Origin of the sequence: Bacillus sp. 3G2 (genome assembly GCF_044324725.1) — a bacterium.
GTDB classification, from domain to species: domain Bacteria; phylum Bacillota; class Bacilli; order Bacillales; family Bacillaceae_G; genus Bacillus_A; species Bacillus_A mobilis.
Genome location: NZ_CP172246.1, coordinates 871,172 through 883,925 on the forward strand (window position 1 = coordinate 871,172; position 12,754 = coordinate 883,925).

Annotated in this window: 13 protein-coding genes and 1 pseudogene; 9 read left to right on the plus strand and 5 right to left on the minus strand. The window is 35.7% G+C overall.

Features of this window, described 5'->3' with window-relative positions; all coding sequences use genetic code 11:
• Positions 1-4 precede the first annotated feature (4 nt).
• Positions 5-1,141, plus strand: coding sequence for a DUF445 domain-containing protein (locus ACHZK0_RS04450; protein ID WP_395761201.1), 1,137 nt, complete (start codon positions 5-7; stop codon positions 1,139-1,141).
• 142 nt (positions 1,142-1,283) lie between these two features.
• Positions 1,284-1,640 carry a YlbF/YmcA family competence regulator gene (locus tag ACHZK0_RS04455; RefSeq protein ID WP_000164617.1) on the plus strand — a complete coding sequence of 119 codons (357 nt, stop codon included), beginning with the start codon at positions 1,284-1,286 and terminating at the stop codon, positions 1,638-1,640.
• 42 nt (positions 1,641-1,682) lie between these two features.
• Here ACHZK0_RS04455 and ACHZK0_RS04460 read toward each other — a convergent pair whose 3' ends face one another.
• On the minus strand, positions 1,683-2,279 hold the full coding sequence (locus tag ACHZK0_RS04460) for an NDxxF motif lipoprotein (protein ID WP_395761202.1): 597 nt from the start codon (positions 2,277-2,279) through the stop codon (positions 1,683-1,685).
• A 21-nt stretch (positions 2,280-2,300) separates the two neighbouring features.
• On the minus strand, positions 2,301-2,861 hold the full coding sequence (locus ACHZK0_RS04465) for an HAAS signaling domain-containing protein (RefSeq protein WP_395761203.1): 561 nt from the start codon (positions 2,859-2,861) through the stop codon (positions 2,301-2,303).
• A gap of 399 nt (positions 2,862-3,260) precedes the next feature.
• Here ACHZK0_RS04465 and alsS point away from each other — a divergent pair, with 399 nt between their 5' ends.
• Together alsS and alsD are read left to right on the plus strand one after the other, a co-directional pair.
• On the plus strand, positions 3,261-4,949 hold the full coding sequence (gene alsS / locus ACHZK0_RS04470) for an acetolactate synthase AlsS (RefSeq protein ID WP_395761204.1): 1,689 nt from the start codon (positions 3,261-3,263) through the stop codon (positions 4,947-4,949).
• A 16-nt stretch (positions 4,950-4,965) separates the two neighbouring features.
• Entirely contained in the window at positions 4,966-5,724 is a 759-nt protein-coding gene (gene alsD / locus ACHZK0_RS04475) for an alpha-acetolactate decarboxylase (protein ID WP_395761205.1), read from the plus strand.
• Between the two features lie 36 nt (positions 5,725-5,760).
• Here the strand turns inward: alsD and ACHZK0_RS04480 are convergent, their stop codons facing one another.
• Together ACHZK0_RS04480 and ACHZK0_RS04485 are read right to left on the minus strand one after the other, a co-directional pair.
• Entirely contained in the window at positions 5,761-6,117 is a 357-nt protein-coding gene (locus tag ACHZK0_RS04480) for a hypothetical protein (protein WP_001214383.1), read from the minus strand.
• Between the two features lie 21 nt (positions 6,118-6,138).
• Positions 6,139-6,756: a DNA-3-methyladenine glycosylase gene (locus ACHZK0_RS04485; protein WP_395761206.1), complete on the minus strand. Its 618-nt coding sequence runs from the start codon at positions 6,754-6,756 to the stop codon at positions 6,139-6,141.
• A gap of 134 nt (positions 6,757-6,890) precedes the next feature.
• Here ACHZK0_RS04485 and ACHZK0_RS04490 point away from each other — a divergent pair, with 134 nt between their 5' ends.
• The 4 genes and pseudogenes from ACHZK0_RS04490 to ACHZK0_RS04505 all read left to right on the plus strand — a co-directional run.
• Positions 6,891-7,763, plus strand: a complete 873-nt coding sequence (locus ACHZK0_RS04490; RefSeq protein ID WP_242242405.1) for a Cof-type HAD-IIB family hydrolase — start codon at positions 6,891-6,893, stop codon at positions 7,761-7,763.
• A gap of 189 nt (positions 7,764-7,952) precedes the next feature.
• Positions 7,953-8,141, plus strand: a complete 189-nt coding sequence (locus ACHZK0_RS04495) for a hypothetical protein (protein ID WP_395761207.1) — start codon at positions 7,953-7,955, stop codon at positions 8,139-8,141.
• Between the two features lie 12 nt (positions 8,142-8,153).
• Positions 8,154-8,714, plus strand: a complete 561-nt coding sequence (locus ACHZK0_RS04500; protein WP_395761208.1) for a hypothetical protein — start codon at positions 8,154-8,156, stop codon at positions 8,712-8,714.
• A gap of 210 nt (positions 8,715-8,924) precedes the next feature.
• Positions 8,925-9,014, plus strand: a pseudogene (locus tag ACHZK0_RS04505) (haloacid dehalogenase); the annotation flags it as partial.
• A 40-nt stretch (positions 9,015-9,054) separates the two neighbouring features.
• Here ACHZK0_RS04505 and ACHZK0_RS04510 read toward each other — a convergent pair.
• Complete coding sequence (locus ACHZK0_RS04510) at positions 9,055-10,794, minus strand: S-layer homology domain-containing protein (protein ID WP_395761209.1); 1,740 nt, start codon at positions 10,792-10,794, stop codon at positions 9,055-9,057.
• 259 nt (positions 10,795-11,053) lie between these two features.
• On the opposite strand from ACHZK0_RS04510, the gene ACHZK0_RS04515 reads away from it, so the two are divergent.
• Positions 11,054-12,544, plus strand: coding sequence for a coproporphyrinogen III oxidase (locus ACHZK0_RS04515; protein ID WP_327803358.1), 1,491 nt, complete (start codon positions 11,054-11,056; stop codon positions 12,542-12,544).
• The last annotated feature ends 210 nt before the right edge of the window (positions 12,545-12,754 follow it).

Here is a 12,754-nt window from a genome sequence, read left to right on the forward strand (position 1 = left end):
TGTAATGAATATATGGTTAAGTATGTTAACGACGACAGGGCTCGGAGCAATTATTGGGGGATTCACAAATCATTTAGCGATAAAAATGTTATTTCGTCCTCATCGCCCTATTTATATTGGGAAGTTTCAAGTTCCATTTACACCAGGATTAATTCCGAAGCGCCGCGATGAGCTTGCTGTTCAATTAGGAAAAATGGTTGTCGAGAATTTGTTAACGCCAGAAGGAATCGGAAAGAAGCTAACAAATGAAGAGTTTCAAAAAAGTTTAATTCGCTGGGCACAAGTAGAAGTGGATAAAGTAATGACGAATGAACAATCACTGCGACAAATGTTAGAAAAATGGAATGTAGCGCATGTAGAAAAAGAGGCAACCGAGAAAATCGAGCATGTGATTACAGAAAAAATTCAGGCATTTTTAGAAGAGTACTATACATATACATGGGAACAAGCTTTACCTCATTCTGTTCATGAAAAAATTGAGAATGCGATCCCAAATGTTTCGGCGTTTATTTTAGATCGAGGAATTAGTTTTTTTGAAAGTGAAGAAGGGAAAGCTCGTCTTTCAAAAATGATTGATGATTTCTTTGCTTCTAGGGGAACGCTGCTTAACTTAGTCGGAATGTTTTTAGGGAATGTAAGTGTAGTGGATCGTGTGCAACCAGAAGTTATTAAGTTTTTAGGGCAAGATGGAACAAAACAGCTATTAACTGATGTACTGCAAAAAGAGTGGGAGAAGTTAAAAGGAAGAGATGTAAAAGAAGTAGAAACGTTTGTAGAGAAAGAAATGATTGTAAGCTCTATATTGTCAGCAGTTAAAGTGGAGGAAACAGTGAGCAAGTTTTTAAACCAATCTGTGCAACAAGTATGTGAGCCAGTTCGAGAAACAATCATGGAAAAGGTAGTCCCAAGTGCAGTAACGAAAGGCTTGAAGTGGGGAACAGAAAACGTAGCGAGTATATTAAATAATCTCCATCTTGCGGAAATTGTGCAGCAAGAAGTATCCACATTTTCAACAGAGAGACTAGAAGATTTAGTGTTATCCATTACAAAAAATGAACTGAAAATGATTACGTATTTAGGTGCCTTATTAGGCGGGATGATTGGACTCGTGCAAGGACTGTTACTGTTGTTTCTTAAATAATAAGATGAGTACATAGAAATAAAAGTGAAATTTCTTCACATCTCTTGCATAGTTTGATATGGTAAGAAGAGGTGCGTATGTAAACGCACTTAAAAGGCAGTGCGAGCGAAAAGCGCTAGCCTTCTAAAGGAGGAAAAATAAAATGACAAAAAACATTCATGATGTTGCATATGAATTACAAAAAGCAATCGCTGAAAACGAAGATTTCCAAACATTAAAAGCAAGCTATGCAGCAGTTCAAGCTGATACTGCTTCAAAGAACTTATTCGATGAGTTCCGTACAATGCAACTTGGCCTACAACAAAAAATGATGCAAGGTCAAGAAATCTCTGAAGAAGATAACCAAAAAGCACAAGAAGTTGTAGCTCGCATTCAACAAGATGCTAAAATTACAAAGTTAATGGAAACTGAACAACGCCTAAACATCGTTATCACTGACGTTAACAAAATTATCATGAAGCCACTTGAAGATTTATATAACGCGCAACAACAAGCGTAATAGTGGAAGACGCCCCTCGGATAGGGGCGTCTTTTTTGTTTGTTATTTGTGGAAATACTCAGTCTCAATATTCTTTTCCTTCAAAAACTTTTCAATTTCTTTTTGCTTCCTACCATTTACTTTCTCAAAGCGTTTTGTAAAAGAAAAATCAGTCTTGAATAAGTTACCGTCTTGAGCGAGTTTATCTAATTCTTTCTCTAGTTCTACTGAAAGTGCCGTAGATGCTGAAATAAATTCGTACATTTCTTTCGAAGGTTTTTTGTAATCATCAGGGATCGTATTGTTACTAATAAAATTATGGAAATTCGTATCATTTTGTTGCGCTAAATCTACTAGTTGTTGTAATTTCTTTCGGTCGGATTCCGTGACATTCTCGTCAGACATGGCTGACGAGAGTGGGACGATGTTTTCGTCTAACTCTCCGCTATAATCTAAATACGTTTTTATATTTTGTTTCATTTCGTTTTCATTAATCGTTTCATTCTTTTTTGAGGAAGTGAATATAGTTTCTGGAATTTTAACCGTAATATCTTTAATAGATTGTACATCGTTTTCTTCCTTGGGTTGAGCACTGTTTGAACAAGCTGATAGAAATAAAATTGTAAGTAACATGAGTAGATATAAAGTATACTTCTTCATTTTAATCTCCTTTTACATTCATTATTGTCTTTGTAAAATAGATACATTCCATTTCAAATACTTTACTAAAGTTGCGTATAGATGTTTTACCATTTGGTAAGATATGACGGATATGAGTAAACCGCTGCAAAAAGCGATGAACACATTATAAACATCGGAATAACTGATTTGATGAAACCCTTTAAAGAATCCTAGTCCTATTAATAAAATAGGTGAGATGATTAATAATGGAGTGGCAATGATAAGTGCTAGAAGAATCGGTAATAAAAAGAGTAGTACGAAAAAGGCGATAATGATAAAGGCAAAGTTTAAAACACTTAAACTCATAACAGAAAATAGTGCGGTTATCATATTTTTAAAGCTTCGTTTATTATCAGCATTGCTTATTGCATAGGAAACAGTAAGTTCTTTCGCGATTGTTTTAGGGTTTCCTAGTTTTCTAGCAATTTCTTCTTCACATTTCCCATCTTGTTTACCACTGATAAAATGAGTTTCGTACTCTGAGATAATATCTTTCTTTTCTACATTAGGCATATTCCGTAGGGAAGAATGGAGTTGTTCCAAAAATTCCTTTTTGTTCATAGCAATCACTTCCTTTATAAAATGATGAATTAAAGCTGAAAATCCTATCTTTTGAAAGGGAGGATACGAAATACAAGATATGTTCCAATTAATGGGTATTCCAATATTTACAAATATATCATTTACTAGTGTTCTTTGCAAGGTACTGTGAAGTTTTTAATACTGTGATGAGATGAAAGTTTTCCGTGTATTTTTAGAGTAGATATAAAAATATTATTTTAGGATAAATAAAGGGTTGTAAGCGCATTCTTCATTGTTTGTCAAAATACTGTCAAATTCATATCGTTGGAAAAATAATGCATTTGTAATATAATGATAAACGATACTTCACCACATTAATTAACTAGGTGAAATTAAAAATCTTTATTACACACATTATGAAATAAAGGGATGATTAGTTTGAGTACAGGTGTAAAAGCAAACGACGTGAAGACAAAAACAAAAGGAGCAGATCTTGTTGTTGATTGTTTAATTAAACAAGGTGTTACACATGTTTTCGGTATTCCAGGAGCGAAGATTGACTCTGTATTTGATGTATTGCAAGAAAGAGGACCAGAGTTAATTGTTTGTCGTCATGAACAAAACGCAGCGTTTATGGCAGCTGCGATTGGTAGATTAACAGGAAAACCGGGCGTATGTCTTGTAACTTCAGGGCCAGGGACATCAAATTTAGCGACAGGTCTTGTTACTGCGAATGCGGAGAGTGATCCCGTTGTTGCTTTAGCTGGTGCAGTTCCGCGTACGGATCGATTAAAACGTACACATCAGTCTATGGACAATGCTGCACTATTCGAACCAATCACAAAATATAGCGTAGAAGTAGAGCATCCTGATAATGTGCCAGAAGCACTATCAAATGCATTTCGAAGTGCGACTTCCACAAATCCAGGGGCTACTTTAGTAAGTCTGCCGCAAGACGTTATGACTGCGGAAACGACTGTAGAGTCTATCGGTGCGCTTTCTAAGCCACAGCTTGGAATCGCTCCCACACATGATATTACATACGTAGTAGAAAAAATAAAAGCAGCGAAATTACCAGTTATTTTACTTGGTATGAGATCGAGCACAAATGAAGTGACGAAAGCCGTTCGTGAATTAATTGCGGATACAGAACTTCCTGTCGTTGAAACATATCAAGCAGCTGGTGCAATTTCACGTGAGTTAGAAGATCATTTCTTCGGCCGCGTTGGATTATTCCGTAATCAACCAGGTGATATTTTACTAGAAGAAGCAGACCTTGTTATTTCGATCGGTTATGACCCAATTGAGTACGATCCAAAGTTCTGGAATAAACTTGGAGACAGAACGATTATTCATCTAGATGATCATCAAGCAGATATCGATCATGATTACCAACCAGAGCGTGAATTAATTGGTGATATTGCCTTAACTGTAAATAGCATCGCGAAGAAATTACCGAAACTTGTATTAAGTACGAAATCAGAAGCAGTGTTAGAACGATTACGTGCGAAATTATCAGAACAAGCAGAAGTTCCAAATCGTCCTTCAGAAGGTGTTACGCATCCACTTCAAGTCATTCGTACACTTCGTTCTTTAATTAGTGACGATACAACCGTTGCATGTGACATCGGTTCCCATTCTATTTGGATGGCGAGATGTTTCCGTTCTTATGAACCACGTAGATTATTATTTAGTAACGGTATGCAAACGTTAGGTGTTGCACTTCCTTGGGCAATCGCAGCTACTTTAGTAGAACCAGGTAAAAAAGTAGTTTCTGTATCAGGTGACGGTGGTTTCTTATTCTCAGCGATGGAGTTAGAAACAGCGGTACGTTTAAATTCTCCAATCGTCCATCTTGTTTGGAGAGACGGCACATATGATATGGTTGCATTCCAACAAATGATGAAATACGGCAGAACATCAGCTACAGAGTTTGGCGATGTTGATCTTGTGAAATATGCGGAAAGTTTCGGGGCGTTAGGTCTTCGTGTTAACAAGCCTGATGAATTAGAAGATGTATTAAAATCTGCATTAGCAGCAGACGGCCCTGTCATTATTGATATTCCAATTGACTATCGTGACAACATTAAATTAAGCGAAAAATTATTACCAAACCAATTAAACTAATGGAGGCAGATTTGAGATGACTGTTGCGCAATTCATTGATATTGATGCAAAAAAAATGAAAACGAGTAATGAAGTATATCAAACATCTACAATGCTTGCGCTATTAGATGGTATATATGATGGTGTGATTAGCTTTGAGGAACTAAAAGAACGTGGTGATTTCGGTATCGGCACATTTGATCAATTAGATGGTGAAATGATTGCATTTGATAACGAATTTTATCATTTACGTTCAGACGGTTCAGCAGAAAAAGTAGAACCAGAAGAAACAACACCGTTTGCGACTGTAACGTTTTTTGAAAAAGAAATGAGTTATACAGTAGAGCGTCCGATGAATCGTGAAGAAGTTGAGGCATTATTACATGAATTACTGCCGAGTAAAAACTTATTTTACGCGATTCGAATGGATGGTACGTTCCGTGAAGTAAGAACGAGAACTGTTCCAAGACAAGAAAAACCGTATACACCACTCGTTGAAGTGACGAAATCACAACCGATCTTTTCATTTAAACATACAGAAGGTACGCTTGCTGGATTTTGGACACCAGATTACGCGCAAGGTATTGGTGTAGCTGGTTTCCACTTACATTACATTGACGATGCAAGAAGCGGAGGCGGACATGTTTTCGATTATGTTGTAGAAAACTGTACGATCCAAATTTGTCAAAAAGCTCATATGCATTTAGCACTTCCAGAAACAGCTGACTTTATGACGGCCGAATTATCAAGAGAAAACTTAGAGGATAATATTGCGACTGCGGAAGGCGCGGAGTAAAAAGAGAAGCCGATTCGGCTTCTCTTTTATTTTGGGTTACTCCCGATATGTGGAACAATGCTCATCAGAAATAGAATAGTTCTTTTTACCAGTTAAGGCTGATACTTCTACTAATTGATGCCCAAGCCCATCCCATACTGTAACAGTATATAAGGATGACCATTTAATATTCCCACGAGCGAGTCGGAAAGAATAATAGTCGTTATCTGTTGTTACTAAAACTTTGTTATAAGTAATATTTTTCGTTTTTATATTTTGTAAAATAAGGACAAAGTCTAGTTTATCTTCTTCTTTTGGAATTTGTAGTATTCTTGCTACAAACATTCCATTTGGATTTTTCTTCGTTTTATATACTTTTTCTGATTCTATTTTTAGTTCAGGTTTACCCCTCATAGTCTCTCCCTTTACATATGTTTATTTCTTTGAAACAAACGGATGTCCCTCATAATAAAAACGCCAAGGATAATGTACAGCTTCTTCTGCATAGTCGATATTAATACGAGGACCTGCTGTTATTTTATATTGTGATGATATGTGTTCTTCTTCTCGGACGAGTTCAATATGTAATGTGTCACTTTGCAATGATATGCCTCGTTCTTCTAAAGTAATTCCGAGTGCACGGCATAGTTTGCCAGGGCCGTTCGTTAAATTTTTATATTGTGCCTTCGTAACGTCTGTTTTGTTGTAGCGTGCTAATTTTATTTCTTCTATTCCGTCTACTGGTTCAAGGGCTCGAATGAGAACGCCTTGTGGGGTGCCAACTGGTGCAGTAATGACGTTAAAACAATGATACATACCGTAAATTAAATATACGTAAGCATGTCCAGGCGCGCCAAACATGACTTCTGTGCGGTCTGTTCGTCGCCCGCCGTAACTATGTGCTGCCTTATCAGCGGGACCTTTATATGCTTCTACTTCTACAATGATTCCGCTTCGCTTTATTCCGTCTACAATATGTACAAGTTTTTGTCCGAGTAATTTCTTTGCGATTTCTAACGTATCGCCTTCATAAAAGGAAGGAGGTGCTTGCATTGTACTATCTCCTTTACTGAGTGTATATGTATATAGTAAACCAAATTTTCAGTAGTAATTCTAACTCGTTCTATTTGCTACATTTATTTCATAAATTATGGATAGAGTACAACAGCGAAGAGGGGGAGTGCGACATGATTTATCGCTTACTAGCTCTTAATATAGATGGGACACTACTATACAACAACGGAAAAATTGCAAAAGGATTAAGAGAAACGATTGAATTTGTGAAAAGAAAAGATGTATACGTTACATTATTTACGAGCCGTAATTTTCAGTCCGCTTATAAGGTAGCGAAGGCGTTAAAATTAGATTCTATATTAGTGACACATGGCGGTGCTTTCGTTTCAGCGACGTTAGATAAGCCGTATGTTCAAAGAAGATTATCAGAAGAGAAGACGTTTAACATTGTGCAAGTGTTAGAGCACTTCGATTGTAACGTCCGCATTTCTCATGAACGGTTTTCAATCGGAAATCGTGAGAGAAATACACCAAACTTAATTGCTCGTACTGTATTATCAAGTGCAGATCCGTTATTTTATCCGGTTCAGTTTGTAGACTCGTTAGGTGATGCGCTTCGTGATCATCCAGTAGCGGCACCAAAAATTGATGTGATTTTCCAAAGTAAAGGTGAAAAAGAACGAGGGCTAAATACATTACGAAAAGCCTTCCAAGATATAGAGTATGTTGAGTGTGATTCAAAACGAATAGAAATTTTGCCGCAAAATGTATCAAAATTACGTGGATTACAATTGCTTGGAGAGCATTTAAATATTTCGCTAAACGAAATGGTTGCGATTGGAGATAGTTTAGAAGACCTAGAAGTAATTGAAAATGTTGGTCTTGGTGTAGCGATGGGGAACTCGCCTGTAGAATTAAAGCAAGCAGCCGATTGGATTACACGTTCAAATAGTGAGAACGGTGTAGAGTATATGATTAAAGAACATTTCCGTAAGCAATTCCCGCTTCCGTTTTTGAAGAATCATAAAAATACACCGAAACGATAAAGGAAAAACGTAGCGAAAACGCTACGTTTTTTTGTTTGCAATCTCTTTAGTCGAATAACCTATTAATATGCTAAAAATAATATATTAGAAAACATTTACTAATCTGAATATGTGGTTTAATATTTTTATTAAGTGTTTTTATTGTATTGAAATTCAAATAATTTGAGGTGTGAAGTCTGAGGGTTTTTGGTGATTGTTGTTTTATATCAAGCAAATGAAGAATTATATATGAGTTTAATTGCTTATAAAATCATATTAAATAAGCGTGATGCTGGTGTTGCTGTAAGTGTGGTAAATTTCTTAAAGAATATTGATGGATGGGAAATTGGTATAACACGTGAAACAGGGGTAGTATATCATGCCCTTAAAAAATATTAAGGAGTTTTAAAGATGGCTATTATATTGGAAAAAATAAAACCTTGTTTGCAGCAATCTAGTAGGAGTTTCGAAGATATGGGTGGATTTTTATTAGTTAATGTTAATGTAGAAAATCCAAAGCCGAGCAAACCTTATTTTCATAAGAAGAATATCCCATACTCTATTAATGAAACTGCATATCCAGTAACAATAAATTTACAGTTGTGCGGTGATCTGTTAGAAGAAGTTGATGGAGTTATAATATCAAATATAACCTTTTTGATAAATAAATTACGGTTAACAGATAGTACATTTGAAAATCAAATTAGTAAAGGGTTCCCCATCTTTAAATTGAAAGACCAATTTGATGAATTTAATGTATTGGATAAAATGTCCAAGATTAATTATTTATTAAAAAATAATAGTTTATATTGTTTGTTTTCCGATGACATTTATCCAGATGTATATGGACAAAGCGTGGAATATACAGATGATTTAATAGTACTGCTGGATTTTAATAAAGATATTGTGGGGTTTCATTTATGTAATTTAACAGAGGAAGAGTTAAGTTTGTTAAAAATGTTTATTAAGTAATTAACAGAGAATAGAAAAAGAAATGTTTTATGAAAGTATAAAATGACATTTGTAAAATTAAATGTCAAGGATCTAAAAATAACAAAATGAAAGAGGATAAGGTAAAACCTTCTGTATTGACATGCAAGCGCTCTTCAAGTAAGTTTGCAAATGGAAAGGTGATAATGTTGTTAATTTCAATTAAAAAGTTACAGGATGATCGTTTTTTGTGAGAACGGCGTAGAATATATGATTAAAGAACATTTCCGCAAGTAATTCCCGCTTCCGTTTTTGAAGAATCATAAAAATACACCGCAATGATGAAAGAAAAACGTAGCGAAAACGCTACGTTTTTTCATGTTTAAGCTTCAATAACTTTAAGCATTCGATTTAAAAATGCGGCTGCTTCAGCACGTGTTGCTGTGCCTTTTGGTACGAATTCATTCCGTTCGTTCCCTTTTACAATTCCGTATGCATAAACATTTTGTAATGCCTTCTTATCGTATGCTAAATTTTGGTCAATGAATGGTAATTTCATTTCTTTTCTATAAACCGAGTTATATGCTAAAGCACGGTCAATCATAATGACAGCTTCATCACGTGTGATTGTAGCGGTTGGATCAAATTTATTATTTCCACGGCCACTAATGATACCTGCGCTAGCAGCACTATTAATTCCATCTACTAAAGATGGATGTGCTTCGTTTAAGTCTGTAAATTTAGCGTTTCCAGCTGGTAATTTTAAAGCTCTCGACATTAAATTTGCAAACTCAGCTCGTGTTACAAGGCGGTTTGGCCAGTAAGAACCATTGCCGTCACCGAACATGATTTTTCTAGCTGCTAACTGACGAATGTCTTGTTCATACCATCCACCTGTAATATCGTCTTTTTCATGAGGGACTTCTGTCGGCGGAGTAACCTCTTTGCGATTTTCATTATAGTAAGCGTTCGTGCCTTTTAAGAAAGCATCCCATTGTCCGCGCTGAATCATAAATGCAGGGCAGTTTTTTCCGCTCCAAAATTGATGCTTTTGCACGTGATCTAGAGATATGTTTAATTCGTTCATTAAATAAGCAGCTAACTTGCGCGCGTTTTCTACCGCTTTCGTATAATTCCCATCACTATTCACAGCAATTTCAATTCCGATAGATTCATAGTTTCCAGTCTTATTTCCAGCATGCCATCCAACTTCATTTAATGGAAGATGTTGATAAATTTCTTTGTCATCTACTGTAAAATGCCAAGATGCTGAACGATCAGTATTTCCGCGTGCTTGGCTATCTAAGTATTTCGCATGATTTAACGCGTTAGCACCTTTACTCGTATTAGCAGTTTCATGAATTGTAATGTATTTCGGTTCCATTGCGTAGCCAGGACGAATGTTTTCATTCCCTTTTGGAACGATCATTTCTTTAAATGTAACACCATAAATGTTATTTGTAGGCAGATTAGATGGTGTTTTGAAGAAAGTTGCGCTTCTCTTTTCGATAGAACCTGTTTTTTCAAATAATGATGCTTTCGTACCTTCAAATGTAGCTGAAGGAGCATAAATCCATTTCTCAGTTCCGTTCATTTGAATTTTAAACCAATTCCCAGCTTGTTCAGTAGGAGCTACTGTTTGTGGCTGTAATGTTGTTTCTTCTTTAAATGATTGGAAAGGGAATAAATATATTGATGTTTCGTCTTTCACAATTAGTTTTTGCCCCGAGAGTTTATGAATCTCTTGTACTTCTAAACTATTATTGTCTTCATTAACCCAACCAGAACCAGATGTAGTTTGTACGTAATATGCTTTACCCTTTTTCTTCGTTGCCTTTACTACTGGTTCAGTAATTTCAATATTTGTTTTGGTTTTTAAGTCGTTTGCATCGTATAGTGGAAGTTTTGTTGATAAGTGGAGAAGATATTCACCCGAGATTTCAAGGTCGTTTTCTTCGTCATGTCTATGCTGCTTTGCATGTTCTTCAATGCTTTTTAAAGCTTGTTCATCAATAGATAATTCCGCAGTTTTCTCTATATTTTCTGCGAATGAATGGGTAGGTGCTATAAATACTTGTGATGCCAAAGATAGTGCTAAAATGTTGTAAAGCCTTTTTTTCATAGTTGTTTTTTAACACGTTATAGTATCTATGTCGTGTTAACAGTCCTCCTTTAGATGTATTTAAATTAGTAGTAAGTACTAATACGTTCTAGATTGTAACAAGAGCATATTCTAATGTCTATACAACTAGGAAAAGTTCGTGAAAAACCAATATTCAGTTTGTTTTAAATTGGATATAGAAATAAGGTAAAACCTTCTGTATTGACCTACAAACGCCCTTCAAGTAAACTAAAGAGAGTTTGCAAATGAAAAGGTGATAATGTTGTTAATTTCAATTAAAACGTTACAAGATGATCGTTTTTTACGTCCGCTGCAAAATATTGGCGGCTTATTTTTTGAAGATAGTACGATTGGATTTGAACAAGAGGAAGCAAATCTTATCGTTGATATACACATGGAAGAGAATGTAAAAGCATCTGCTCGTTTAACAGATGTTGCTACTGGAAATGTGTATGAAGAAACATTCGCAAAAGATTTATCTGCTTTCACAGATGAAAAAGAGCGTATGAAGCAAGTGAAGCACGTTGTTTCTTATGTATATCTTTCTGTTCTTCAGCAGTTAACTGGTCTTGAACAAAGCTGGGGCATTTTAACAGGAGTCCGTCCGACAAAACTTCTTCATAAAATGCTTCAAAGTGGTATGTCAAAAGAAGAAGCGCATCAAGAACTTCGTGAAAGCTATTTAATTCATGAAGAGAAAATTGAACTTCTTCAGCGTATTGTGGATTGCCAATTAGCGGTAGTTCCAGATTTATACCGTTTGAAAGAGGAAGTAAGTATTTATATCGGTATTCCATTCTGCCCAACAAAATGTGCATATTGTACATTCCCGGCTTACGCAATTAACGGACGCCAAGGATCTGTTGATTCGTTCTTAGGTGGATTACATTATGAAGTTCGTGAAATTGGTAAGTTTTTAAAAGAAAAAGGTGTAACAGTTACGACGATTTATTACGGCGGCGGTACACCAACAAGTATTACAGCAGAAGAGATGGATATGCTGTATGAAGAAATGTATGAAGCGTTCCCAGATGTGAAAAATGTGCGTGAAGTAACAGTTGAGGCAGGTCGCCCAGATACAATTACGCCAGCTAAGCTAGAAGTGTTAAATAAATGGAATATTGACCGTATTAGTATTAATCCGCAGTCATACCATCAAGAGACATTAAAAGCGATTGGACGTCATCATACTGTAGAAGAAACAATCGAGAAGTATCACTTAGCTCGTGAAATGGGAATGAACAATATTAATATGGACTTAATTATTGGTCTTCCTGGTGAAGGGCTAGATATCTTCAAGCATACGTTAGATGAGACAGAAAAGTTAATGCCAGAATCATTAACAGTTCATACGTTATCATTCAAACGTGCTTCAGAAATGACGCAAAACAAACGTAAATATAAAGTAGCAGGTCGCGAAGAAATCACAGCGATGATGCACGAAGCAGAAGAGTGGACGCAAAAGCATAATTACGTACCATATTACCTATATCGTCAAAAGAATATTTTAGGTAACTTAGAGAACGTTGGTTATGCAATGCCGACACAAGAAAGTATTTATAACATTGTTATTATGGAAGAAGTTCAATCAATTATCGGACTTGGCTGTGGTGCATCAAGTAAATTTGTTCATCCGAAGACAGGTGCAATTACGCACTTCGCAAATCCGAAAGATCCAAAATCATATAACGATGGCTTCGTAAAATATACAGAAGATAAACTGAAAATTTTAGAAGAGCTATTTGTATAAGAAGAAAGAGGTTGTTCCGATTTGGAACAGCCTCTTTTTTATTCCGCTATTTATGGGTTGATTCAAGTTGTGGCCGATATAATTTCACTTACCGATAAACGGCACTGTTTGTAAAACTATGTCGATAATAATCAGAAAAATTAGTCAAATCATTAGAGGACAATGTCTACTTATAGACGAAATGATAGATTTATGAAAGAGAAAAGGGGG